Source organism: Rhodococcus sp. Chr-9 (genome assembly GCF_000801125.1).
Lineage (GTDB): Bacteria > Actinomycetota > Actinomycetes > Mycobacteriales > Mycobacteriaceae > Rhodococcus > Rhodococcus pyridinivorans.
In genome coordinates, this window is the sequence record NZ_JTIZ01000043.1 from 45,108 (window position 1) to 70,136 (window position 25,029).

26 protein-coding genes are annotated in these 25,029 nt (G+C 67.6%); 14 read left to right on the forward strand and 12 right to left on the reverse strand.

The window, feature by feature from the left end; translation table 11 throughout:
* Window positions 1-3 precede the first annotated feature (3 nt).
* From QR64_RS04670 to QR64_RS04680, 3 genes are read left to right on the forward strand one after another with little or no spacing between them, the layout of a single operon-like run.
* Window positions 4-873 (forward strand): LysR family transcriptional regulator, encoded by an 870-nt coding sequence (locus QR64_RS04670; RefSeq protein ID WP_006550724.1) that lies wholly within the window; start codon window positions 4-6, stop codon window positions 871-873.
* Between the two features lie 4 nt (window positions 874-877).
* On the forward strand, window positions 878-1,789 hold the full coding sequence (locus QR64_RS04675; RefSeq protein ID WP_019290612.1) for a LysR family transcriptional regulator: 912 nt from the start codon (window positions 878-880) through the stop codon (window positions 1,787-1,789).
* Window positions 1,790-1,845: 56 nt separating this feature from the next.
* On the forward strand, window positions 1,846-2,946 hold the full coding sequence (locus tag QR64_RS04680; RefSeq protein ID WP_084222284.1) for a class I SAM-dependent methyltransferase: 1,101 nt from the start codon (window positions 1,846-1,848) through the stop codon (window positions 2,944-2,946).
* Between the two features lie 77 nt (window positions 2,947-3,023).
* Here QR64_RS04680 and QR64_RS04685 read toward each other — a convergent pair whose 3' ends face one another.
* The 3 genes from QR64_RS04685 to fabG form a co-directional block, all read right to left on the reverse strand.
* Window positions 3,024-3,884, reverse strand: coding sequence for an endonuclease domain-containing protein (locus tag QR64_RS04685; RefSeq protein ID WP_039584363.1), 861 nt, complete (start codon window positions 3,882-3,884; stop codon window positions 3,024-3,026).
* 173 nt (window positions 3,885-4,057) lie between these two features.
* Entirely contained in the window at window positions 4,058-5,269 is a 1,212-nt protein-coding gene (locus QR64_RS04690) for an acetyl-CoA C-acetyltransferase (protein ID WP_039584365.1), read from the reverse strand.
* Window positions 5,270-5,309: 40 nt separating this feature from the next.
* Window positions 5,310-6,050 carry a 3-oxoacyl-ACP reductase FabG gene (gene fabG / locus QR64_RS04695; protein WP_006550729.1) on the reverse strand — a complete coding sequence of 247 codons (741 nt, stop codon included), beginning with the start codon at window positions 6,048-6,050 and terminating at the stop codon, window positions 5,310-5,312.
* A 165-nt stretch (window positions 6,051-6,215) separates the two neighbouring features.
* Between fabG and QR64_RS04700 the strand changes: the two genes are divergently transcribed.
* Window positions 6,216-7,400, forward strand: coding sequence for an acyl-CoA dehydrogenase family protein (locus QR64_RS04700; RefSeq protein ID WP_039584366.1), 1,185 nt, complete (start codon window positions 6,216-6,218; stop codon window positions 7,398-7,400).
* 126 nt (window positions 7,401-7,526) lie between these two features.
* Here the strand turns inward: QR64_RS04700 and QR64_RS04705 are convergent, their stop codons facing one another.
* The 4 genes from QR64_RS04705 to QR64_RS04720 form a co-directional block, all read right to left on the reverse strand.
* Entirely contained in the window at window positions 7,527-9,182 is a 1,656-nt protein-coding gene (locus tag QR64_RS04705; protein ID WP_039584480.1) for an AMP-binding protein, read from the reverse strand.
* Between the two features lie 14 nt (window positions 9,183-9,196).
* Window positions 9,197-9,961, reverse strand: coding sequence for an SDR family NAD(P)-dependent oxidoreductase (locus QR64_RS04710; protein ID WP_006550732.1), 765 nt, complete (start codon window positions 9,959-9,961; stop codon window positions 9,197-9,199).
* A gap of 40 nt (window positions 9,962-10,001) precedes the next feature.
* A complete protein-coding gene (locus QR64_RS04715; RefSeq protein WP_039584367.1) occupies window positions 10,002-11,132 on the reverse strand; it encodes a thiolase family protein in 1,131 nt (376 codons plus the stop codon).
* 166 nt (window positions 11,133-11,298) lie between these two features.
* Entirely contained in the window at window positions 11,299-12,645 is a 1,347-nt protein-coding gene (locus QR64_RS04720) for an MFS transporter (protein ID WP_006550734.1), read from the reverse strand.
* Window positions 12,646-12,949: 304 nt separating this feature from the next.
* Here QR64_RS04720 and QR64_RS04725 point away from each other — a divergent pair, with 304 nt between their 5' ends.
* From QR64_RS04725 to QR64_RS04765, 9 genes are all read left to right on the forward strand, one after another.
* Window positions 12,950-14,194 (forward strand): CoA transferase, encoded by a 1,245-nt coding sequence (locus QR64_RS04725; RefSeq protein WP_052227197.1) that lies wholly within the window; start codon window positions 12,950-12,952, stop codon window positions 14,192-14,194.
* Window positions 14,191-15,384, forward strand: a complete 1,194-nt coding sequence (locus tag QR64_RS04730) for an acyl-CoA dehydrogenase family protein (protein ID WP_039584368.1) — start codon at window positions 14,191-14,193, stop codon at window positions 15,382-15,384. The genes QR64_RS04725 and QR64_RS04730 overlap by 4 nt, the downstream gene beginning before the upstream one ends.
* A gap of 42 nt (window positions 15,385-15,426) precedes the next feature.
* Window positions 15,427-16,584, forward strand: a complete 1,158-nt coding sequence (locus QR64_RS04735; protein WP_006550737.1) for an acyl-CoA dehydrogenase family protein — start codon at window positions 15,427-15,429, stop codon at window positions 16,582-16,584.
* A gap of 83 nt (window positions 16,585-16,667) precedes the next feature.
* Entirely contained in the window at window positions 16,668-17,288 is a 621-nt protein-coding gene (locus QR64_RS04740; RefSeq protein ID WP_039584369.1) for an AIM24 family protein, read from the forward strand.
* 6 nt (window positions 17,289-17,294) lie between these two features.
* Window positions 17,295-17,999, forward strand: coding sequence for an AIM24 family protein (locus tag QR64_RS04745; RefSeq protein ID WP_006550739.1), 705 nt, complete (start codon window positions 17,295-17,297; stop codon window positions 17,997-17,999).
* Complete coding sequence (locus tag QR64_RS04750) at window positions 17,996-18,745, forward strand: AIM24 family protein (protein ID WP_006550740.1); 750 nt, start codon at window positions 17,996-17,998, stop codon at window positions 18,743-18,745. The genes QR64_RS04745 and QR64_RS04750 overlap by 4 nt, the downstream gene beginning before the upstream one ends.
* Window positions 18,746-18,896: 151 nt before the next feature.
* Complete coding sequence (locus QR64_RS04755; protein ID WP_006550741.1) at window positions 18,897-19,094, forward strand: bacterioferritin-associated ferredoxin; 198 nt, start codon at window positions 18,897-18,899, stop codon at window positions 19,092-19,094.
* Window positions 19,095-19,142: 48 nt separating this feature from the next.
* A complete protein-coding gene (gene bfr, locus QR64_RS04760; protein ID WP_016693088.1) occupies window positions 19,143-19,619 on the forward strand; it encodes a bacterioferritin in 477 nt (158 codons plus the stop codon).
* 111 nt (window positions 19,620-19,730) lie between these two features.
* Entirely contained in the window at window positions 19,731-20,021 is a 291-nt protein-coding gene (locus QR64_RS04765; protein WP_024102424.1) for a GNAT family N-acetyltransferase, read from the forward strand.
* Window positions 20,022-20,040: 19 nt separating this feature from the next.
* On the opposite strand, the gene dmpG is transcribed toward QR64_RS04765, so the two are convergent.
* The 4 genes from dmpG to QR64_RS04785 form a co-directional block, all read right to left on the reverse strand.
* A complete protein-coding gene (dmpG, locus tag QR64_RS04770; protein ID WP_039584370.1) occupies window positions 20,041-21,096 on the reverse strand; it encodes a 4-hydroxy-2-oxovalerate aldolase in 1,056 nt (351 codons plus the stop codon).
* Entirely contained in the window at window positions 21,093-22,025 is a 933-nt protein-coding gene (locus QR64_RS04775) for an acetaldehyde dehydrogenase (acetylating) (RefSeq protein WP_039584371.1), read from the reverse strand. The genes dmpG and QR64_RS04775 overlap by 4 nt, the downstream gene beginning before the upstream one ends.
* Window positions 22,022-22,867: a 2-keto-4-pentenoate hydratase gene (locus tag QR64_RS04780; RefSeq protein ID WP_039584373.1), complete on the reverse strand. Its 846-nt coding sequence runs from the start codon at window positions 22,865-22,867 to the stop codon at window positions 22,022-22,024. Before QR64_RS04780 ends, QR64_RS04775 begins: the two co-directional genes overlap by 4 nt.
* Before the next feature lie 91 nt (window positions 22,868-22,958).
* Window positions 22,959-23,714, reverse strand: a complete 756-nt coding sequence (locus QR64_RS04785) for an IclR family transcriptional regulator (RefSeq protein ID WP_033097576.1) — start codon at window positions 23,712-23,714, stop codon at window positions 22,959-22,961.
* A 138-nt stretch (window positions 23,715-23,852) separates the two neighbouring features.
* Between QR64_RS04785 and QR64_RS04790 the strand changes: the two genes are divergently transcribed.
* Window positions 23,853-24,389: a DUF1992 domain-containing protein gene (locus QR64_RS04790; protein ID WP_039584374.1), complete on the forward strand. Its 537-nt coding sequence runs from the start codon at window positions 23,853-23,855 to the stop codon at window positions 24,387-24,389.
* On the opposite strand, the gene QR64_RS04795 is transcribed toward QR64_RS04790, so the two are convergent.
* Window positions 24,376-25,029 carry a CoA transferase subunit B gene (locus QR64_RS04795; protein ID WP_006550749.1) on the reverse strand — a complete coding sequence of 218 codons (654 nt, stop codon included), beginning with the start codon at window positions 25,027-25,029 and terminating at the stop codon, window positions 24,376-24,378. The two genes, QR64_RS04790 and QR64_RS04795, sit on opposite strands and share 14 nt — an antisense overlap.

Genomic DNA, 25,029 nt, shown 5'->3' on the forward strand with positions numbered 1-25,029 from the left:
CGGGTGGACTTGCACCTCGTGACCTATTTCGTGGCGGTCGTCGACCACGGCGGGATCACGAAAGCTGCTCAGGCACTTTACATTTCGCAGCCGTCGTTGTCGCAGGCCATCCGCACCCTCGAACGCCGCCTCGACACGACCCTGTTCGACCGCACCGGCCGACGGCTCACCCTCACCGAGGACGGTCGTGTCCTCGAGGGCGCCGCACGCCGCATCCTGGCCGACGTCGAGCGGGCGAAACAGAAGGTCGCGGCGGTGCGCGATCTCCAGGCCGGTCGTGTCGAGATCGTCACCTTCGCGACGTTCTCGATCCACCCCGTCATCGAGTTCGTCCAGCGCTTCCGTCGGCGCTACCCCAACCTGACCGTGCGGGTGAACGACGCCGAAGGCCCTCCCGGAGTCCACGCGGCGCTGCGCCGCGGCGAGGCGGAGATCGGCATCACCGACCTGTCCGTCGATCACGCCGGCATGATCACCGTTCCGGTCCTCGAGCAGGAGATGGTGCTCGCCGTGCACCCCGACCTCGCCGCCGACGTGCCCGACCCCGTCACCCGGGCCCAGGTCCGCGACTTCCCGCTGGTCCTCGACCTCGGCTCCCGCGCGAGCGCCGCACGCACCGGTGAACTGCTCGGCGATCAGAACGTCGTCGTCGACTGCGCCAACCAGGCAGCCCTGTGGCAGTTCGTCGAGCGTGGCACCGCCGGGACGATCGTGCCGCGTCGCGTCGCCGAGAAGCAGATCCCCGGTGCGGTCGTCCGGCCCCTGGACCCACCGTTCCGGCGTCCCGTCGGATTGGTGATGCGACCCGGCGATCTGTCCCCCGCTGCCGCCGCATTCGTGGCGACCACCACCGGCACCCCCTGGGAAGCGTGACGACATGGAGTTCCGTCAGGTCGAATACTTCCTCGCCGTCGTGGAGAACGACGGCATCAACGGCGCGGCCGCCGAGCTCGGCGTCGCCCAGCCCACCGTCTCCCAGGCACTGCGCAGCCTCGAGCGCGAGCTGGGGGTGCAGTTGTTCCACCGCATCGGGCGCGGCATGGTGCTCACCGCGGCGGGCAAGGCACTGATCGGCCCGAGCCGGCAGATCCTCCGCGATGTGAACGCGGTCGAAGAGCTGCTCACCGTGTCGACGACCGAGGTGACGGGCCGACTGGATCTGATGGTCTTCCCCGCTCTCGCAACCGGCCCGATCGTCGACCTGGTCTCCGAGTTCCGCCGTCTCCATCCCAAAGTCACCGCGCGCCTCGGTGATCTGCGTGCGGAGGAGTTCACCGCGTCGGTCATCCACGACGGCTACTGCGAGTTCGTCGTCACCCATCTGCCCGTCGAGGACGAGGTGGGTCTCGAGATCATCGAGCTCGGACAGACCGAGTACTGGCTCGCCTATCCCCCCGGCACCGACCTGCCACCCGGGCCGCTGTCCTTGGCCGAGCTCCCCGACATCCCGATGGTGTTCGTGCCGCGCGGCGGTGGCTCCGTGAGCGACGCGATCGACTACGCAATGCGGCAGGCCGAGGTGCGCCGTCCCATCTCCGTGCTCACCGATCATCGCGAGGCCCGCCTGCCGATGGTGCTCGCCGGTCTGGGTGGGTCGTTCGTCGAACGGACGCTCGCCGAGTCGGCGCAGGACGTCGCGGTGGTCCGTCCGTGCGAGCCGACCTTCGCGCAGTCGTACGGACTGGTGTTCGACCCGGCCTCGCTGTCGAAGGCCGGTCGCGCCTTCGTCGACTTCGTGCGGTCGTCCGAGGAGTCCGGCGCGGAGGAGCAACTCCCGACGGAACGGTGACATCCGGGGATCCGGGGGCGACGATGGTGGGGACGACATCCACTTCTCCTCGGGAGATGATCCGTATGTCCACCTCGACGACTTCCTCCGTCCACCTCGATTCCGTCGACGCGTACGCGCAGCGCGTCCTCGATTCCGTCCTCGGCACCATGGACACCCTCACGATCCTGATCGGCGACCGTCTCGGCTGGTACCGAAGCCTCGCCGACGACGGACCTGCGACGGCCGGCGAACTGGCCGAACGCACCGGAACCCACCCGCGGTACACCCGCGAGTGGCTCGAGCAGCAGGCTCTGACCGGTCTGCTCGACGTCGACGACGGCGATCCCCCACGCTTCACGCTGTCTGCGGTCGGTCGCGAGGTACTCACCGATCCGCACAGCCTGGCGTACATGGCGCCGCTCGCCCGGATGATCGTCGGCGCGACGATGCAGCTTCCCGGTCTGCTCGAGGCGTACCGCAACGGTGGCGGCGTGAGTTGGAGCCAGTTCGGCCGCGACGTGTGCGAGTCGCAGGCCGACGCGAACAGGCCGCTGTTCGAGAAGGCGCTGCCCGATGCTCTGCGGTCGGTACCGGAGGTCGACCGGGTGCTCGGTCAGCCGGGCGCGCAGATCGCCGACATCGGCTGCGGCGGGGGATGGTCGACGATCACGATCGCGCGCACCTATCCGGATGCGAAGGTTCACGGCTTCGACATCGACGCCCCGTCGGTGGAGATGGCCCGGTCGAACCTCGCGGAGAATGCCGATGTGACGCAACGCGTCACGTTCACGCAGTGCGACGCGTCCGAACTGCCCGATGGAAACTTCCAGGCGGCCTTCGCATTCGAGTGCGTCCACGACATGCCCCGACCGGTCGAAGTGTTGGCTGCCGTACGGCGGTCGCTCGCACCCGGCGGGTTCATGATCGTCATGGACGAAGCGGTCGCCGACACCTTCACCGCGCCCGGCGACGACGTCGAACGGCTCATGTACGGCTACAGCCTCACCATCTGCCTCCCTGACGGTATGAGCCACACCCCGAGCGCCGCGACGGGCACCGTCATGCGTCCCGCGACCCTGCGCCGCTATGCCCTCGATGCCGGTTTCACCGAGGTCGACGTGCTCCCCATCGAGGACTTCGGCTTCTTCCGCTTCTACCTCCTCCGCACCGAATAGCGTTGCCCGTCGAAAGTTCGGGGAGGTTGTGTTCGCGTTTCTCGAAAAACACGCACACAACCTCCCCGAAGTTCTGCTCAGACGGGCGCACCGGCCGCTCCCAGAGCACGCCGCACCCGTTCGACGAAGACTTCGGGCCGCCGGTAGAGGAGGTCGGCGCCGACCCGGATGACCGTCCACCCCAGTTCGGGCAGCACCGCGTACCGATCGATGTCGCGGGTGCGCTGAGTGGGGTCGGTCCAGTGCTGCACGCCGTCGTACTCCACGAGCACCCGCCACTGCTTCCATCCCATGTCGGCTCGCGCCACGAACACGTCGCCGTCGAAGATCTCGATCTGGGTCTCCGGCGGTGGGAGACCGGCACGGACGAGGAGCAGACGCGTGTGGGTCTCGGGCGGTGACGCAGCCCCACCGTCGACGAGGGCGAGCACCCGCGGCACGGCACCGATACCGTGTGCGCCTTTGCTCCTCGTCGCGAGTTCCTCGATCTCAGGCACCTTCAGGCCGGTCGCGTTGCAGAGCGCGTCGATCGTTTCGACGGCCCGATCGAACGGCATTCGTCGGGCGAGATCGAAGGCCGTCTGCGCCGGTGTGGTCGCGAACATCCCGTCGACCACGCAGGTGTCGAGCTTCGGGGCGCGTCGGACCGAGATGCCCGGCGCCGACCGGACGTGATCGGAGCGGACGAGTTCGGCCGCCGCATCCGGGTCGAGCCATCGAGTGCCGTGCACGGCAGCGGCGGACACTCCCGCGAGGACGCCGCGGCCCTGCGACCACAACCATGCCGCCTTCGCACGCAGCAGCGGGGTGGCCGGGATCTCTCGTCGGATGTAGACGTCGCGGTGGAGGTGGACGAAGTCGCGTGCGAGCCGATGCCGCGTGACGACGCCGGCAGCGAGTGCCGCGCGTCCCGAGAACGGTTCGTCGAAGTCGATCACGCGCCGAGCATGCCGGGCGCGACGCGCCTCCTGACGCCGCGTCGAGGCCCGGTTGTGGACAACCCGGCGTCATCCCCAGCCCGGTCACCTGCCACGAAAGAAGTTCGGGGAGGTTGTGTCCGGGCTTTTCGAGAAAAACCGAACACAACCTCCCCGAACCGGGAGCTGTCTGCTTACGCGACGCGCTCGAAGATCGCTGCCAAGCCCTGGCCGCCGCCGATGCACATGGTCTCGAGGCCGTAGCGGGCCTCGCGACGGTACAGCTCGCGGGCGAGGGTGGCGAGCATGCGTCCGCCGGTCGCGCCGACCGGGTGGCCGAGCGAGATGCCGGAGCCGTGGACGTTGGTGCGCTCGAAGTCGGCCTTGCCGAACTTCCACTCGCGGGTCACGGCAAGGGCCTGCGCGGCGAACGCCTCGTTGAGCTCGATGATGTCGACGTCGGCGAGGGTGATGCCCGCCTTGGCGAGGGCGACCTCGGTGGCCGGCACGGGGCCGATGCCCATGACCTTGGGCTGGACACCGGCGACGCCCCACGAGACGAACCGCACCAGCGGGGTCAGGCCCAGCTCGGCGGCCTTCTCCGGGGTGGTGACGATGGCCATGGACGCGGCGTCGTTCTGGCCGCTGGCGTTGCCGGCGGTGACGGTGGCCTCGGGGTCCTGCTTGCCCATGATCGGCTTCAGCTTGGCGAGGGTCTCCAGGCTGATGTCGGGACGCGGGTGCTCGTCGGTGTCGATGACCTCGTCGCCCTTACGGCTGCTCACCGTGACTGGGATGATCTCCTCGGCGAGGATCCCGTTCTTCTGGGCGTGGACTGCACGCAGGTGCGAGTTCAGGGCCAGCTCGTCCTGCTCGTCGCGGGAGATCGAGTACTCCCGACGCAGGTTCTCCGCGGTCTCGATCATGCCGCCGGGCACCGGGTAGAAACGGCCACCGGCGGTCGAGCGGGCTCGGACCAGCCCGTCGTGCATCTGCACACCGGTGCGGGCGCCGCCCCAGCGGATATCGGTGGAGTAGAACGCCGCGTTGCTCATCGACTCGGTGCCACCGGCGACGACGAGATCGTGGTCGCCGTTACCGACCTGGAAGGCGGCCTGGATGACGGCCTGCAGGCCCGAACCGCAGCGACGGTCGATGTGCATGCCGGGCACCGTGATCGGCAGACCGGCGTCGAGAGCGACGACGCGGCCGATGGCCGGGGCCTCACTGTTGCCGTTGCAGTGGCCGAGGATGACGTCCTGAACCTGTTCGGGCGCAACACCGGTGCGCTCGAGCAGACCCTTCAGGGCTGCGACACCGAGATCGACTGCGGTGAGGGACTTGAACATTCCGCCGTAGCGGCCGATCGGGGTACGGACCGGCTCGCAGATGACAACTTCACGCATGATGACCTTTCGGGAAGAGAGGGAGGTGACGGATGGACCGTCACATGAAGCGGCCGCCGGTGACCTCGAGGACGGTGCCGGTCATGTAGGAGGACATGTCGGACGCGAGGAACAGTGCGACGGAGGCGATCTCGTCGACCTCGCCGGGGCGGCCCATGGGGATCTCGGCCATCTTCCGGTCCCATGCCTTCTGCGGCATGGCCTCGGTCATCGCCGAACGGATCAGGCCGGGCTGGATCGCGTTGACGCGGACGCCGTGGTGCGCCATCTCCTTGGCGGCGGCCTTGGTGAGGCCGACGATGCCCGCCTTGGCGGCGGAGTAGTTGGTCTGGCCGACCATGCCGACCTTGCCGGACAGCGAGGAGATGTTGACGATCGCGCCGCGCTTGGCCTCACGCATGATCGCGGCGGCCTTGCGGGTGCCGTGCCAGGTGCCCTTGAGGTGCACCGAGATGACGAGGTCGAAGTCCTCTTCGGTCATCGTGCGCATCGTCGCGTCGCGGGTGATACCGGCGTTGTTGACCACCACGTCGAGCGAACCGAAACCGTCGACGGCCTCGGCGAGGAGGGTGTCCCAGTCGGCGGACTCGACGACGTTGGCGCGCACGGCCCGGGCCACGTCGCGCCCTCCGAGCTTCTCGGCGGCGGCGGTGGCGGCATCGAGATCGAGGTCGCCGATCACGACGCGGGCGCCGGCGTCGACGAACTCCTGCGCGATGGCGAAGCCGATTCCCTGAGCGCCACCGGTGATCACGGCAGTGCGGTTCTCCAACAGAGACATCTATGATTCCTTTCGGCGGGACTCGGACGGCCCCCAGACAAGTCGATGCTCCGAATATAACGGCGAACCGGCCGGTAGAACGGCTCTCATCCATCGACAATGCCTATACGGGAATGGCGCCATTCGTATTGGACACCTCCCCGCGGCCGCACGAAGGTTGTAGACATGACACTCTCCATCCCGGCCCCCGAGGTCGACGAGGACGACTTCCGCGAGATCCTCGCGCAGACCCGCGCGTTCGTGCGCAACGTGGTCGTGCCGCGCGAACAGGAAATCGCCGAGACCAATGCGATTCCCGAGGACATCCGCCAGGCCGCGAAGGACATGGGCCTGTTCGGATACGCCATCCCGCAGGAGTGGGGCGGCCTCGGCCTGAATCTGCAGCAGGACACGGAACTCGCGATGGAGCTGGGTTACACGACCCTGTCGCTGCGCTCGATGTTCGGCACCAACAACGGCATCGCCGGCCAGGTGCTCGTCAACTTCGGCACCGACGAGCAGAAGCAGCAGTGGCTCGAGGGCATCGCCTCCGGCGAGGTCGTCGCATCCTTCGCCCTCACCGAGCCGGGCGCCGGCTCGAACCCGTCGGGTCTGCGCACCAAGGCCGTGCGCGCCGGTGACGACTGGGTGATCACCGGCGAGAAGCGCTTCATCACCAACGCGCCGCTGGCGAACCTGTTCGTCGTGTTCGCCCGCACCCGTCCGGCAGACGGGAACGGCACCGGAATCGCGGTCTTCCTCGTCCCCGCCGACACCCCCGGACTGACGGTGGGCAACAAGGACGCCAAGATGGGCCAGGAGGGCGCCTGGACCGCCGACGTGCACTTCGACGACGTGCGTGTGCCGAACTCCGCGCTCGTCGGCGGCAGCGAGGACGTCGGCTACAAGGCCGCCATGGTCTCGCTCGCCCGCGGTCGCGTGCACATCGCCGCACTGTCGGTCGGCCAGGCCCAGCGCGCACTCGACGAGTCTGTCGCCTACGCCGCGACCGCCACGCAGGGCGGCAACCCCATCGGAAACTTCCAGCTCGTGCAGGCGATGATCGCCGACCAGCAGACCGGTGTGATGGCCGGCCGCGCCCTCGTCCGCGACGCCGCGAAGGCGTGGGTCGAGGAGACCGACCGCCGCATCGCACCGTCGGTCGCGAAGCTGTTCTGCACCGAGATGGTCGGCAAGGTCGCCGATCTCGCCGTCCAGATCCACGGTGGCACCGGCTACATGCGCGAGGTGCCGGTCGAGCGGATCTACCGCGACGTGCGTCTGCTGCGCCTGTACGAGGGCACCAGCGAGATCCAGCGTCTGATCATCGGCGGCGGACTCGTCAAGCAGGAGCAACAGAAGAACTCCTGACCTTCGGGGCGCGGTTCCGGAACAGGTACGTCCGGAACCGCCCCCGAACCGATTCTTGCGAATCACCTTCCACCGCATACGAAGAAAACCCCGGCATCGGATGCCGGGGGTTTCTCGTGTGCGGGGTCAGGAGACCGTCAGTCGCGATCGCAGATCGGTCTTGAGGATCTTGCCCGCGGCGGAGGTCGGCAATGCGTCGACCACCACCACTTCACGGATCTTCTTGTACGGCAGGACCTGTTCGGCGACGTACGCCTTCAGCTCCTCCGCGGCGGGTTCCTCGCCGTCGACGGGGACGACGAAGGCTACCGGCTCCTGACCGATCGCGCCTGCCTCCCGCCCGACGACCGCCGCAGTGGACACCTTCGGGTGGGTCACCAGGATCTCTTCGAGCTCACGCGGATACACGTTGTAGCCCTTGTAGATCAACATGTCCTTCGCCCGGTCGGCGATGTACACGAATCCGTCGGCATCGCGGTAGGCGATGTCGCCGGTGGCGAGCCAGCCGTCGACGTACTGTTCCGCGGTGATCTCGGGGTGTCCGAGATATCCGTCGGTGACCTGCGGTCCGCGGATCCACAGTTCGCCGAGCTCTCCGTCGGGGAGGACGACGGTCGGATCGATCTGCGAGCGGATCTCGAGTTCGGTGTCGAAGACCGGGAGGCCGACGCTTCCGAGGCGGTACTCCGAGTCGACGACGAGCGGCATCGCCGTGACGACGCAGGTGCCCTCGGTGAGCCCGTAACCCTCCGCGATACGTGCGTTGGGGAACGCACGCTCGAGGTTCCCGAGGGTCACGTGGTCGATCGGAGCGGCACCGGACGACACGACCCGCACGGTGGACAGGTCGCGGCTCTCGACGTCGGGATGCGTAGCGAGGGCGTGCCACATCGCCGGGCTGCCGGTGATGTAGCCGGCCTCGTACCGTTCGATCAGCTCGAGCATCCGGGCCGGATCGAAGCGACCCGCGAGGACCTGGGTCAGGCCGCACGCGAGAAGGAACGACGTGTTGATCAGCGCGTGCGCGTGGAACAGCGGCGACACCACGATCGTCGAACCCTGACCCGGGACCGCACCGGCGATTTTCAGGTCGCCGATCGGTTCGAGCGAGATGCGCCCGTCGACATCGGCGACCAGCTGGTGCCCGGCGCGCCACGCACACATCTGCGTGACGTTGCCGACGACGTTGCGGTGCAGGACGCGCACGCCCTTCGAAATGCCGGTCGTGCCACCGGTGTACGCGATGTGCGCGATATCGTCCGGACTGGTGACGACCGGTTCGAAGGTCTGCGGACGTCCTTCGAGCGCATCGCCGAAGCGCACGGCACCCGGCGCGGTGACCGCTTCGTCGGAGACGACCGCGATCAACCGGATACTCGTTCCGGACGCAGCCCGGAACAGGGTGTCGGCCTGTGCGGAACCGGTGACCGCCGCGGCTGCGGAAGTCTCCTCGATCTGCCGGCGCAGACCCGGTTCGGGCTGCAGCGGATTCACGAGCGTGACCGCCGCTCCGACGCGGAGCGCACCGTAGTAGGCGATGTGGAACTCGACGCAGTTACCGAGGTGCAGGAGCACCACGTCGCGGGCCCGCACCCCGGCCTCGTGCAGCACGCCGGCGAACTGCGCCGAGCGTGCGTCGAGGTCGTTGTAGGTGAGCACCCGGTCGCCGTCGATCACCGCGGGACGGTCGCCGTAGACGGCGGCGAGGCTCGGTGCCCACACCGCCATCGTCGTCGCCGGGTACGACAGCCTGCGCTGTGCGAGGTCGGAAGCCGAGGTCATGGTCGACGCCCGGTTCACCGCGGTGCCATACGGATGGCGCCGTCGAGGCGAATGGTCTCGCCGTTGATGTAGCCGTTCTCGAGGATGTTCGTGGCCAGCTGCCCGAACTCGTCGGGCCGGCCCAGACGCGACGGGTTGGGCACGGTCGCTTCGAGCGACGTGCGGACGTCCTCGCGCAGGCGGGCGAGCAGCGGGGTGTCCATGATGCCGGGGGCGATGGTGTTGACGCGGATGCCCTTGCTGGCGAGGTCGCGTGCGGCGACGATCGTCATGCCGACGATGCCGGCCTTGGACGCCGAGTAGTTGATCTGGCCGATCTGGCCCTCGAAGGCCGCGACGGAGGCCGTCATGACGACGGCGCCACGCTCGTCCTCGATGAGGTCGAGTTCGGCCATGCGCTCGGCGCCGAGGCGCAGCGCGTTGAACGAGCCGATGAGGTTGAGGCGGATCACGAACTCGAAGTCCTCGAGCGAACCGGCCTTGCCCTCCTTGTCGAGGATGCGCATCTTGCGTCCGGCGCCGGCGCAGTGCACGACACCGCGCAGGCCGCCGCGCTCGTGCGCGACGTCGAGAGCCGCAGCGAACTGCTCCGAATCGGTCACGTCGCCGGGGGCGAAGACAGCGCCGTCGCCGAGCTCCTTGGCGATCTCCTCACCGTTCGAGCCGGGGAGGTCGATGAGGGTGACGTTGCCGCCGGCGGCCAGGACGCGACGTGCCGTGGCGAGACCGAGACCGGACGCTCCGCCGGTGACGGCAACGGACAGACCCTTGAGTTCCATAGTGTTTCCTTCGGATTCGTAGCAGCTGGGTGACGTGAGATCAGAGCAGTTCGAGGATGGTGGCGTTGGCCATGCCGCCGGCCTCGCACATCGACTGCAGACCGTAGCGGATGCCGTTGTCGTGCATGTGGTGCACGAGGCGGGTCATGAGAATCGCGCCGGAGCCGCCGAGGGGGTGGCCGACACCGATCGCGCCGCCGAGCGGGTTGAGGCGGTCGGGCTTCGCACCGGTCTCGACCTGCCATGCCAGCGGCACCGGTGCGAAGGCCTCGTTGATCTCGAAGGCGCCGATGTCGTCGATGGACAGACCGGAACGCTCGATGGCCTTCTCGGTGGCGGGGATGGGGCCGGTGAGCATGACGACCGGGTCGTCGGCGGCGACGACGGCGGTGTGGATGCGTGCGAGCGGGGTCCAGCCCTGCGCCGCGGCGTATTCGCTGGTGGTGATGAGCAGGGCGCCGGCACCGTCGGAGATCTGCGAGGAGTTGCCGGCGTGGATCACGCCGTCCTCCTTGAAGACGGTCTCGAGCTTGGCAAGCGACTCGACGGTGCCGCCGCGGCGGATGCCCTCGTCGGTGGCGAACTCGCCGACCACGGCGATCTGGCCGGTGAAGGCGCCCGCGTCGGTGGCGGCTGCGGACAGTTCGTGCGAGCGCAGCGAGAATTCGTCGAGCTGCGTGCGGGAGAAACCCCACTTCTCGGCGATCATCTCGGCGCCGATGCCCTGGCTGAAGCCGCCGACCTCGAAGCGGTCGAGCACGTTCTGCGGGAAGTGCTGACCGTCCTTGCCGGCGCTGCCCATCGGCACACGGCTCATGGACTCGACACCACCGGCGATCACGACGTCGTTCTGGCCGGAGATGACGGTCGCGGCGGCGAAGGACACGGCCTGCTGGCTCGATCCGCACGCCCGGTTGATGGTGGTCGCGGGTACGGTGACCGGCCATCCGGCCGCGAACACGGCGCTGCGCGAGACGATTCCGGCCTGGTCGCCGACCTGGCTCACACAACCCCACTGGACGTCGTCGATCGTGGCGGGATCGAGGCCGGTCCGCTCCGCCAGTGCGGTCAGCACGTGGGCGGACAGGTTGACGGGGTGGATCTCGGACAGTGCACCACCTCGACGTCCGATGGGGGAACGGACGGCGTCGACGATCACGGCATCGCGCATGCGAATCGGTCCTTTGCTGTTGCGGGACACGGTTGCCGGGCAACCGTGGTGGGAAAAGACGACCGGCCGGGTGGTGGTCCTCACATTCGAGGAGACCATGCACCCGGCCGGTAGGGGTAAGTCTTTCGGCGGAAGCTTCCGTTAGGCGGAAGCTATGCCGAACAGGTCAGGCGGCTGCCCGGATGATCTTGCGGTCGCGCTCCGGGTCGGCCAGGAAGAGCACCAGGATCGCGGCGAGCGCACCGAGTGCACCGATGACCTGGAAGGCCGTTGCATAGCCCTCCGCCGCGGTGGCGGCGTTGTCGACGAGGACACCCGTGCCGTAGGGGGCAACGAGACCGCCGACCGCCATCAGCGCGAGGAAGACACCCATCGTGCCGGCGGTCTGCTGCGGCGGGCACAACTCGGAGATCGCGGCGTTGATCAGCGGGAACGCGATGGCGCCGAAGCCGTAGCCGATGGAGACGACCGCGACGGCCAGAGCCGGCGTACCGATGGACGGGAGGAAGACCAGGATGGCACCGCAGATGAGCACACCGACGGCGGGCACGATGATGCGGACGACCCGCGAGCGGTAACCCTTGGCGCTGAGGCGGTCGGTGACCGTGCCCGAGCTGATCATGAGGAACAGACCGATGATGGACGGCAGGGCGAACATCGAGCCGGCCTGCAGAGCGCTGTAGCCGAGACCGACCTCGAAGTAGGACGGCAGCCAGGTCAGGACGACGGTGGTGAGCGCGTAGACGACCATGATCAGGATCGCGCAGCTGATGAAGGTGCGAGTGAGGAAGATCTTGCGCCACGGCACGGACGGTTCGGTCTGCGCGGCGGAAGCGGCGGTCTCGGCGCCCTTGACGGCCCGGGTCGTGTAGGGGCCTTCCTTCCAGCCGAGGAGCCAGCAGCCCATCCAGATCGCACCGAGGATCGACAGCGAGATCAGCGCGGCACGCCATCCCCATTCGACGGTGATGAAGGTCAGGACGGGAGCGAGGGCGATCTTGGCGACCGAGGCGGAACCGGCCAGGAAGGCGCCGGGCAGGCCACGCTTGGCCGGCGGGTGCCACGAGTACGCGGCGGTGTGCATGAGCGCCGAGCTCGGTCCTTCGGCGAGACCGAGCAGCATGCGGGTGACGACCAGCATCGCGAAACTCGCACTGACGACCAGCGGCAGCATGACGAGCGACCAGGTCAGGCCGAGGGCCAGCAGGGCCCAGCGGAGGGTCATGTACTTGTTCAACGGCCCGGCGAAGAAACCGCCGACGGTGAATGTGACGAAGAACAGCGACCCGACCAGGCCGATCTGGGAGGAGCTCATGCCGAGCTCACGCGCCAGAGGCTGGGCGATGATGCCGAGGACGGCCTTGTCGGCGTAGTTGACGACGTAGAGGAAGATGACCAGGCCGGTCATGCTCCACGCGCGGCCGGGGGTCACGAGAGGTGTCGAGCCGGTCGTCGGCCGACCGGGCCCGCCGGCGGCTGCCGACTTGTCGTGCGCGATTTCGCCTGTGGTCACTGGGAGTCCCTTCAGAACTCGAGCGGGATGGCCGACTTACGAACGATCGGTATGTCGCTGTCGGAGGAACGTCACGCCTGGCGTCTGCATGTATTGAACGTGAGCCATGTCACCTGAAGCAAAGAGCGGGAGGCGAACGAATCGATCACTGAAACCTATGACTCATCACACGGCGGATTCAGGCCGCATCGAGTATTGGTCTGCGCTAACCGAGCGATAGCCGATCGGTGCTGTTCCGGGCGGCAAAACCTGGGCATGCTGACTGTGCCCGAAACAATCTGCGACGAGGACGAGCGAGCCCAGCATGAACTCCACCGCTTCCACCGACGAGCTGCCCTCGTCCACTGCACCCCTCGCGGGAGTGCGCGTGGTCGAGGTGTCCAGCTTCGTGGCCGCACCCCTGTGCGGCATGACCCTGGCCGCGCTCGGCGCCGACGTGATCCGGGTCGACCCGATCGGCGGCGCTGCCGACTACCGCCGCTGGCCGGTCACCGACGGCAACGAGTCGATCTACTGGGCCGGCCTGAACAAGGGCAAGCGATCGCTCGCAGCGGATTTCCGTAGCCCGGAGGCACAGAACCTGATCCGCGACCTGATCATCGATGCCGGCGTGCTGGTCACCAACGCCGCCGGTCGCTCGTGGCTCGACTACGACGAACTCGCCGCGATCCGCCCCGACCTGATCCACGTGCAGGTCCTCGGTCGCGCCGACGGCACCGGCGCCGTCGACTACACCGTCAACGCCGCCGCCGGTTTCCCGCAGGTCACCGGCGCCGAGAACGTCTCGACCCCGGTCAACCACGTGCTGCCCGCCTGGGACGTCTCGTGCGGCCTGTACGCCGCGTTGTCGGTCGCCTCGGCCGTCTACCGCCGCGAGATCACCGGTGCAGGAACGAAAGTCGTTCTCCCCCTCGAGGACGTTGCGTTCGCGACCGTCGGCAACCTCGGCTACATCGCCGAGGCCCAGCTCGGCCGCCCCGTCCGGGAGAAGGTCGGCAACTCCGTCTACGGCACATACGGCGCCGACTTCGCCACCAGTGACGGCGCACGCTTCATGCTCGTCGCGCTCACGCCGCGGCACTTCCGCGACCTCACCGAGCTCACCGGTACCGCCGAGGCCGTGGCCGCACTCGAATCCGCCCTGGGCGTCGACTTCCGCGACGAGGGCACCCGGTTCGAACACCGCCACGTGCTGAACAGCCTGTTCGGCGCCTGGTTCTCGCGCCACACCGCCGACGAGGTCGAGACGGCGCTCGGTGGTACCTCGGTCCTGCACGAGCGCTACCGCACCTTCGCCGAACTCGCCGCCGACCCGCGCGTGACCGACAACCCGATGTTCCACAAGCTCGACCAGCCGCGCATCGGCAGCTACCACGCCCCGAGCACCCCGATGTCCTTCGACGGCTGCTACCCCGAGGTCCGCCCCGCGCCGGCCAACGGCGACGACACCGCCGAGGTGCTCACCGAACATCTCGGGCTGACCGACGACGAGGTCGACGCCCTCGCCGCTTCCGGCACCATCCGCATCTCCCAGAAAGAGCCCGCATGACCCGCCTCGCCCAGACCCTCGGTCTGACGGAATTCCAGTCCGAGATCCTCGACACGGTCCGCACCTTCGTCGACCGCGAGATCATCCCGAACGCTCAGGAACTCGAGCACTCGGACACCTATCCGCAGGCCATCGTCGACCAGATGCGCGAGATGGGGTTGTTCGGACTGATGATCCCCGAGGAGTACGGCGGACTCGGCGAGTCGCTGCTGACCTACGCGCTGTGCGTCGAGGAACTCGCCCGCGGCTGGATGAGCGTCTCCGGCGTCATCAACACGCACTTCATCGTCGCGTACATGATCCGCCAGCACGGCACCGAGGAGCAGAAACAGTACTACCTGCCGCGCATGGCCACCGGTGAGGTCCGCGGCGCGTTCTCGATGTCCGAGCCCGAACTCGGCTCCGACGTCGCCGCCATCCGCACCAAGGCCAAGCGCGACGCCGACGGCAACTACGTCATCAACGGCCAGAAGATGTGGCTGACCAACGGCGGCAGCTCCACCCTCGTCGCCGCCCTGGTCAAGACCGAGGAAGGCTCCGACAAGCCCCACAAGAACCTGACCACCTTCCTGGTGGAGAAGCCCGCCGGCTTCGGTGAGGTCGTCCCGGGTGTCACCATCCCCGGCAAGATCGACAAGATGGGGTACAAGGGCATCGACACCACCGAACTCGTCTTCGACAACTACAAGGCCTCGGCCGATTCGATCCTCGGCGGCGAGCCCGGCAAGGGCTTCTTCCAGATGATGGACGGCGTCGAGGTCGGCCGCGTCAACGTCTCGGCCCGCGCGTGCGGTGTCGCGATCCGCGCGTTCGAGCTCGCCGCCCGGTACGCCCAGCAGCGCACCACCTTCGGCAAGCCCATCGCCCAGCACCAGGCGATCTCGTTCTCCCTCGCGGAAATGGCCACCAAGGTCGAGGCCGCCCACCTGATGATGGTCAACGCCGCGCGCCTGAAGGACTCGGGTGAGCGCAACGACGTCGCCGCCGGTATGGCCAAGTACCTCACCAGCGAGTACTGCTCCGAGGTCACCCAGGCCGGCTTCCGCATCCACGGCGGCTACGGCTACTCGAAGGAGTACGAGATCGAGCGCCTCATGCGCGAGGCTCCTTTCCTGCTCATCGGTGAGGGCACCAGCGAGATCCAGAAGACGATCATCAGCAAGGGTGTGCTGCGTAGTTACGCGCTGTAAGGTCCACCCCCGCAATCACATTCATCCCTGGAAGGACAACGCGTGAAGCGCACGCTGTACAACGAGGATCACGAGGCGTTCCGGCAGACCGTCCGCGACTTCATCGCGAAGGAGGTCGTACCCGTCTACCCGGAGTGGGAAGAGTCCGGCCATCCTCCGCGCGAGTTCTACAACCGCATGGGAGAACTCGGGCTCCTCGGTATCCAGGTTCCCGAAGAGTACGGCGGAGGCGGCGAGACGTCGCTGAAGTTCAACGTGATCCTCGCCGAAGAGGCGTCGGCGGCCGGTGTGTCGTTCGGTTCGTCGTCGGTGCACTCGAACCTGATCCTGCCGTACATCATGCAGAACGCCACCGAGGAGCAGAAGCAGCGCTGGCTCCCCGGGTTCGCCTCGGGTGAGCTGATGTTCGCCATCGCGATGACCGAGCCGGGCACCGGTTCCGACCTCGCCAACATCGCGACCACCGCGAAGCTCTCGGAGGACGGCAGCCACTACGTCCTCAACGGCGCGAAGACGTTCATCACCGGCGGTGCGCTCGCCGACCGCATCCTCGTCGTGGCCCGCACCTCGCCGTACAACCCCGAGGACCGTCGCGGTGGCCTGTCGATTCTTGTGGTGGACACCAGGAGCGAGGGCTTCGCGGTCGGGCGCAAGCTCCACAAGATCGGTCTCAAGGCCTCGGACACCGCCGAGCTGGCGTTCGACGACGTGAAGGTGCCGGTCGCCGATCTGCTCGGCAAGGAGGGCGAGGCGTTCTCGTACCTGACGCAGAACCTCGCGCAGGAGCGTCTCACCATCGCGTTCGGCGCTGCCGCCACCGCGGCCGCGGCGATCCAGCACGCCATCGCATACACCAAGGACCGCAAGGTCTTCGGCAAGCCGGTCGCCGCGTTCCAGAACACCAAGTTCGTGCTCGCCGAATGCTCCGCGGAGCTGCAGGCGCTGCAGATCATGGTCGACAACGCCATCGAGCTCAACGATCGCGGTGAGCTCACCGTGCCCGACGCCGCCCGCGCGAAGCTGTTCGCGACGGAAACCGCCGGCCGCATCATCGACAAGTGCCTGCAGCTGCACGGCGGCTACGGCTACATCACCGAGTACCCCATCGCCCGCCTCTACGCCGACACCCGCGTGACCCGCATCTACGGCGGCACCAACGAGGTCATGAAGACGATAATCGCCAAGGATCTGGGACTGTAGGTCTTCTGTAGCTCTTCGGTGGAGTGGGCCCCGCTACCGGGGGTTCACTCCACCGAAGTCGTTTCCGACTATCGTTTCCCGCCATGCGGCTAGTCGTGAAGACCAAGAGGGTGATCGAAGCCCACCTGAACAATTCGTCCGTCCGGGCCCTGTCGGGGTCGATGGTGGCGTACGAGGGCCAGGTCGGTTTCAAGTCCGCCGGTTTCGGTGGTGGCGAGGGTGTTCTCTCCGGGCTGCGGCAGCGCGCGACGGGTGAGGGGCTCTCGCTCATGGAGTGCAGCGGCACGGGCGTCGTCTACTTCGCGCATCAGGCGCAGGACGTGACGGTGCTGGAGCTGAACAACGAGACCCTGCAGGTCGAGTCCGAGCAACTGCTGGCACTGAGCGGGAACCTGAACACGAACGTGACGTTCGCGGGTCTGCGCGGCGGTATGAGCGGCCAGGGTCTGTTCACCACGACGGTGACGGGGACCGGGCAGGTCGCACTGCTCTCGGCCGGGGGCCCGCTCATCCATCTCGAGGTGTCGCCGCAGTATCCCCTCGTCGTCGATCCCGACGCCTTCGTGTGCGCGAAGGGTCAGCTCACGCAGTCGTTCGTCACCGACGTGTCGTGGCGCTCGGCCATCGGTCAAGGTAGCGGCGAGGCGTTCTCCCTGAAGTGGGACGGCGTGGGCGTGGTCTCCATCCAGCCGGCGGAACGGTAGGAACAGATGAGCTTCACGAAGATCAACGGCAAGGTCGTGCGCGTCGACCTGCGGCAGTCCGGTCCCGTCGTGGCCCGCCGCGGCGCGATGCTGTTCTACACCGGCAACGTCCGGTTCTCCCCCCACGGCGTTCCCGGCGGCACGGGAGGCGCTCCCGGTCTCGGCGGTCTCGCCGGTATGGCGGGACGCATGCTGCAGGGTGAACACGAGGCCACGATGCTCGCGCAGGGCGACGGTGTCGTGCACTACGGCTTCCGCGGTCTCGAGACGCACATCGTCGACATGTCCGCGGGCGGTGAACTACGCGTGGAGGCGTCGCGCCTGCTCGCCCACACCACCGGTCTGCAGTCCACTGTCGTCTCGGTGGCCGCGGCCTCCGGTGGGGGCGGTGGCGGCGGGGGTCTGTTCGGGGCGCTACGCGGCGCCGCCACCGGCGCGATGACCGGCACCGGCATGTTCACCACGCAACTGACCGGCCAGGGTGCGGCGGTGCTGCTCGCCCATGGGGGCGTGTTCGAGCTTCAGGTGGGCGGCCCGACGCCGGTGGTCGTCGACCCGCAGGCGTTCGTAGCGTCCTACGGCCCGGTCCGCACCGAACTGAAATCGTCGATGAGCTGGCGGAACGTCGGTCGCACCGGCGGGGAGGCCATGCAACTCGAATGCAGCGGACAGGGCATCGTCTACGTGCAGGCATCGGAGGAGAAGCTGTGAGTACCGTTCTGAACCCGTCGAGCTTCGGCGGCAGCGACAACGTGCCGGGCAACCCCTATGCCTACTGCATCGACCTGCAGACGCCTTGGTTCCTGTCGAAGGGCGCGATGATCGCGTACTACGGCCAGGTGCAGTTCTCGGCGCTCACCCACGGACTGCAGGGACACCTGCTGCACATGGTGGCCCAGCAGTTCTCCGCTCCGCTCTATCTCGGCGACTACGTCGTGGCCGAGGGTTTCGGGAAGCTGATCATCGGCGACCGCGGATACGACATCAACTCGTACGACCTCGACGACGGCAACCTCACGATCCGGCAGGCCAATCTGCTGGCCTTCGAACCGGGCCTGTCGCTCAACCAGTCGATCGTCCCGGGTTTCCTCACCCTCATCGGTACGGGCCGTTTCCTCGCGTCGTCGAACGGGCCGGTGATGTTCGCCGAGCCGCCCCTGAGGGTCGACCCGGAGGCACTCGTCGGCTGGGCCGACTGCCCGTCCCCCAGTCACCACTACGACGAATCGTGGATCACCGGGTTCGTCTCGGCCGGGGCGCGGCGTTTCGGCGTGCAGTCGGGGGAGGAACGGCAGTTCGATTTCACCGGCGCGGGCACCGTCCTGATCCAGTCGAGCGAAAAGGTTCTCGACGATTCGTCGCTGGTGCGCACGATCGAGAACCAGATCCCGGGCCTCACCGCGCCTGGTCTGCACCGGATCAACCAGGTGGTATCGCAACACCTGCAACAGCAGTAGCTGCGGTAACACCCCCTGGGACGGACCTGGGTATAACACGGATCCGGCCCTCCCTTTGTGTGACTACGATCACAAGCTAGGCTAGCCTAAGCCGATGTAAGGTTTGGACAACCTAAGTGAGTGTTCCCTCAGTCGCAGAAAGGTGGCTCTGATGATCGTCTGCAGTTGCCACGCTCTTACCCACCACCACATCGAGGCAGAGGTGGCTGCGGGAGCACGCTGTACCCGCGAGGTGAGCGCCAAGTGCCGCGCCGGTACCGACTGCGGGAATTGTGTACGCAATATCTCGGCGATCATCCGGCAGGCCCGGCAGCGGAATGAGACCATCGAACTCGAGACCGCCGTGTAGCCAGCCCCTACCCGGCGGTAAACCTGATGGTTCACCCCGGGAGGTGCCATGAAGGGCGACAAGAAGGTCATCGAGTTGCTCAACGAACAACTCACCGCCGAGCTCACCGCGATCAATCAGTACTTCCTGCATTCGAAGATGCAGGACAACCGCGGATGGGCGAAACTCGCGAAGCACACTCGCGACGAGTCGTTCGACGAGATGCGTCACGCCGAGAGACTCACCGATCGGATCCTCTATCTCGACGGACTCCCCAACTACCAGCGCCTCGGGGCGTTGCGTCTGGGTCAGACCGTCAAGGAGATGCTCGAGGCCGACCTGCAGGTGGAGATCGAGGCCCGCGACCGGCTCCGGAAGGGAGCCGAGTACATGCGCTCGGTCAGCGACATCACCTCGGCCAACATCTTCGAGGAGATCCTCGCCGACGAGGAAGAACACATCGACTATCTCGAAACCCAGCTCGATCTGATCGAGCAGCTCGGCGAACCGCTGTACCTCGCCCAGCACATCTCTCCGCCGGAATAACCCGGCACAGCAGAACGGGCCGCGGCATTGCGCCGCGGCCCGTTCTCTATGCTGTGGACACACCAGCTTGGCTGTGGGACACACCAGCTTGTCGACGGTGAGAGGAAGACCATGAGCGATTCGTCCGTGACCGTGGTGCACAACGCCGAGAAACAGAGGTACGAAGTCCGGGACGACGACGCCGTCGTCGGATACACCCAGTACCACCCCGACGACGACGGCCGCCTCGTCTTCGACCACACCGAGATCGACAAGGGTTACTCCGGTCAGGGACTCGGAGGCAAGCTCGTCGGTTTCGCCCTCGACGACGTCCGCGAACGCGGCAAGCGCATCGTCGCGATCTGCTCGTACGTCGACAAGTTCATCGAGAAGCACCCGGACTACCGGGATCTGACCGACTAGACATGCACGCGGGCGCTGGTCAGTTCCCCGCGCGGTTGCGCAGGTCGAGTGCGACGTCGGTGATCATGTCCTCCTGCCCACCGACGAGGCCACGACGGCCGATCTCGACGAGGATGTCGCGGGTGTCGAGACCGTAGATGCTCGCTGCGGTCTCGGCGTGACGCAGGAAGCTCGAGTACACGCCGGCGTAGCCGAGGGTGAGGGTTTCACGGTCGACCTGCACCGGGCGGTCCTGCAGCGGACGCACCAGATCGTCGGCGGCGTCCTGCAGACCGAACAGGTCGCACGAGTGCTTCCAGCCCTTGAGGTCGGCGACCGCGACGAACGGCTCGATCGGGCAGTTGCCCGCACCGGCACCCTGGCCGGCGAGCGACGCGTCGACGCGGATCACGCCCTCCTCGACCGCCACGACGGAGTTCGCCACCGACAGCGACAGGTTCTGGTGGGCGTGGATACCGATCTGGGTGCTCTCGTTCAGCACGTCCCGGTATGCACGGATGCGCTCGCGGACACCGTCCATCGTGAGGCGGCCACCCGAGTCGGTGACGTACACGCAGTCGGCGCCGTAGGACTCCATGAGCTTCGCCTGCTGGGCCAGGGCGTCTGCGGAAGTCATGTGCGACATCATCAGGAAGCCCGACACGTCCATGCCCAGTTCCTTCGCCGCCGCGATGTGCTGCGCGGAGACGTCGGCCTCGGTGCAGTGCGTCGCGATGCGCACCGACCGCACACCGATCTCGTAGGCGCGCTTCAGCTCGTGGACGGTTCCGATACCGGGCAGGAGCAGCGTCGTCAGGGTTGCCGAATTGATGGCTCCCGCTGCGGCTTCGAGCCACTCCCAGTCGGTGTTGCTGCCGGGACCGTAGGTCAGCGAGTGACCGGCGAGGCCGTCACCGTGCGACACCTCGATGGCGTCGACACCCGCACGGTCGAGTGCACCGGCGATCGCCGCGACGTTCTCGGGGGTGATGCGGTGACGGATGGCGTGCATGCCGTCGCGCAGGGTCACGTCCTGGATGTACAGAGCCGTTCCGTCGCTTGCGAATTCGCGTGCCGTAGTGGTTGCCGCGGTCATGCCGTCACCTGATCCTTCGTGCGTGCCGCCACGGCGCGTGCGACCTGCAGCGCCGCGGAGGTCATGATGTCGAGATTGCCCGCGTACTCGGGCAGGTAGTGCGCTGCGCCCTTGACCTCGAGGAACACCGCGACCTTCCACAGGGGGCCGGTGTGGTCGGTGAGCGTCTCCATGGGCTCGGTGACCTCGGTGAACTGCACCTCCTGCTTGAGGGCGTAACCGGGCACGTATTCCTGGACCTTCGCGACCATCGCCTCGACGGACGCGACGATCTCGTCCTTGCGGTCCTCGCCGACGAGCGCGAGCACGGTGTCGCGCATGATCATCGGCGGCTCGGCCGGGTTGAGGATGATGATCGCCTTGCCGCGCGTGGCGCCACCGATCTTCTCGATGGCCTGCGAGGTGGTCTCGGTGAACTCGTCGATGTTGGCGCGGGTGCCGGGGCCGGCCGACTTCGAGGAGATCGAGGCGACGATCTCGGCCCAGTGCACCTTGGTGACCTGGGAGATGGCCGCGACGATCGGGATGGTGGCCTGGCCACCGCAGGTGACCATGTTGACGTTCGGGGCGTCGAGGTGCTCGGTGAGGTTCACCGGCGGCACCGTGTACGGGCCGATCGCGGCCGGTGTCAGGTCGATGAGCATCTTCCCGTGCGGGCGCAGGACCTTCTCGTTGTACTCGTGGGCCTTCGCCGAGGTTGCGTCGAAGACGATCTCGATCTCGTCGAAGCGCGGGTGCTCGACGAGTCCTTCGACACCGGTCGAGATGGCGTCGATGCCGAGGCGCTTCGCCCGTGCGAGGCCGTCGGATTCGGGGTCGATGCCGACGAGGGCGACGGTTTCGAGTTCGGCGTCGGCCAGTCGCTTGATCTTGATGAGCAGGTCGGTGCCGATGTTGCCCGACCCGATGACGGCAACCTTGGTGGTCATGAGTTCTCCTGTGCGGTGGAGCTTTCGGAAGAGAAACGCGCGGTGACGGTGCCGAGCGAGGAGATCTCGGCGCGGACCGTGACGCCGGGCGGCGCCGGGACCATCGGGCCGAGTGCCCCCGACAGCACGACCTGTCCTGCGCGCAGGGGCTGCCCGAACTCGCGTGCCGTGCGTGCGAGCCACAGCAGGGCGTTCAGCGGATCGCCGAGGCAGGCTGCGCCGTTGCCCTCGGAGACGAGCTCGTCGTCGACGTACATCCGCATGGTGGCGTCGATCGGCTCGAACTCGTCGAGGGTGAGAGTCTGCGAGCCGAGCACGTACAGGCCGCTGGATGCGTTGTCCGCGACCGTATCCGTGATCTTGATGTCCCAGCCGGCGACGCGGCTGTCGACGATCTCGAGAGCGGCGACCGCGTGGCCGACGGCGGCGCGGACGGTCGCGAGATCGAGATCGTCCGAGTCGAGGTCGGCGGAGAGGACGAAGGCGATCTCGGCCTCGGCCTTCGGCTGCAGCAGGCGCTTGCTGGGCACCTCGTCGAGAGCGGTGACGTCCATGTCGTCGAAGAGGACACCGAAGTCGGGGCGGTCGACACCGAGCTGCTGCTGCACCGCCGGGGAGGTCAGGCCGATCTTGCGTCCGACGATGCGGGCACCTTCGGCGAGCCGGCGGTCGGTGAGCTGCTGCTGCACCGCATACGCCAGGTCGATGTCGGTCTCCCCGAGCAGGTCGCGGACCGGACCGCACGGTGTGGAGCTGCGTGTGGCCTCGATGAGACGGTCGGCTGCCGCACCGGCGATGCGGGTGCGATCCGCCGCTGATGTGGTGTTGGAGCTGGTAGTCATCACGTCCTCGTCGTTCGATGGATTACGACCATCGTGGCGGCGAGGTCCGCCCCCGTACAGGGGGTCGTTCCGGTGAGTGGAACGTGCGCGCTCAGAGGTTGCGAATGGCCTCGCGGCGGGCGTGGGTGGCGGCGATACCCGCGGCGGCGGCCTTCACCGCTCCCTCGTGCTTCTCCGGACGGAACCGGGTGACGGGACCGGTGACGCTCACCGCCGCGATGGGACGCTCGTCCGCGTCGAGGATCGGGGCGGCGACACAGGCCAGGCCGACCGCGGACTCCTCGAACTCGAAGGCCACCCCGCGCTCGAGCACGGTCGCGAGATTCGCCCCGAGCCGCCCGGGGGTCGTGATGGTGCGGGGAGTCTTGCGCGCCAATCCGGCCTCGACCACCTCGGCCAGCAGCTCCGGTGGGGAGAACGCGAGAAGAGCCTTGCCGATCCCGGTGCAGTACATGGGCATTCGCCCACCGATCCGGGACGGCGTGGACGCGGGGCGATGTCCGCCGATCTTCGAGACATAGACGACCTCGACACCCTCGGGGACGCCGAGGTGCACGGTCTCGTGGGTGCGCTCGTAGAGGTCCTCCATGAACGGGATGGCGACCTCGACCAGGCCCCGCTCGAGGGAGGCGCGCAGGCCAAGTTCGAAGAGCTGCCCGCTCAGGCGGTAACCGGCCGGGTCCTTGTCGAGCAACCGGACGGCGACGAGGTCGCCGACGACGCGGTGCAGCGTCCCCTTCGGCAGACCGGTGCGTCGACCCAGTTCGGCGAGGGTGAGGACGTGGTCGTCGGCGGTGAACGCCCACAGCACGGTGACGACCTTGCCGAGCACCGTGTTGGTGTCCACCCCGTCGCCCGGCGGGCGGGCATGCACCGGCGACTCGCGCTGTCCTTCCACGTGGCTCAGGTTAGGACACCAGCACCGTGTGGCGGTCGGGACCCACAGCCGCCCGGACCCGGTGCCCGCCCCTGGCATCCTGGATGTGTGACCGAGCGCAAGCGGTGGGATCTGACGTTCGAGACGTGGATCGAACGGCAGATCCGCGTGGCGCAGGACCGGGGCGATTTCGACGATCTGCCCGGTTACGGCAAACCCATCCCCGACCACGGCGACGACGATCTGTGGTGGGTGAAGAGTTATCTGGCGCGTGAGGGCCTGTCGACGGAGGCTCTGCTGCCGCCCGAACTGCAGTTGCGGCGCGAGATCGAGCGGCTGCCCGGCACGGTCGGGTCGGCGCCCAGCGAGAAGGTGGTGCGCGAGATCGTCTCCGATCTCAACCGGCGGATCGCCGACTGCCTGCGGTTCCCGAGCGGACTGCCCGTGCCGATCCACAAGGTCGACGCCGAGGAGATGGTGGAGGTGTGGAAGGTCGAGCGGGCGCGTCGTCGTGAGGAGGCCCGCACGGCTCTGAACTCGACGCGACCCCGGCTCGAGACGGAGTCCGAGGCCGGGGCCGTGCGCAGGGGGTGGATCTTCCGGTGGTTCCGCAGGCGGAACCGGCCGGTCGTCAGAGAAGGGTGAGCGGTGCTCCGGTGGCGGCGCGCACCTGTTCCTCGGTGACGCCGGGGGCGCACTCGGTCAGGACGAGGCCGTCGGCGGTCACGTCGATCACCGCGAGGTTGGTGATGATGCGCTGCACCACGCCCTCACCGGTGAGCGGCAGCGAGCACTCCGAGACGATCTTCGGGTTGCCCTGCTTGTCGGTGTGCTCCATGAGCACGATGACCTTGCGGGCACCGTGGACGAGATCCATCGCCCCGCCCATGCCCTTGACCATCTTGCCGGGCACCATCCAGTTGGCCAGATCGCCGGTGGCCGAGACCTCCATGCCGCCGAGCACGGCGGTGTCGATGTGGCCGCCGCGGATCATGCCGAAGCTCAGCGCCGAGTCGAAGAAAGCAGCGCCGGGGTTGACCGTCACGGTCTCCTTGCCGGCGTTGATCAGATCCGGGTCGACCGCGTCGTCGGTGGGGTACGGCCCGGTGCCCAGGATGCCGTTCTCACTGTGCAGGGTCACGTGCACACCCTCGGGCAGGTAGTTGGGGATCAGCGTCGGCAGGCCGATACCGAGGTTGACGTACTCCCCCGGCGAGAGTTCCTGCGCGGCGCGCGCGGCCATCTGCGTGCGCGTCCAACCCTGTGTCTCGACAGCTGTGGTCAT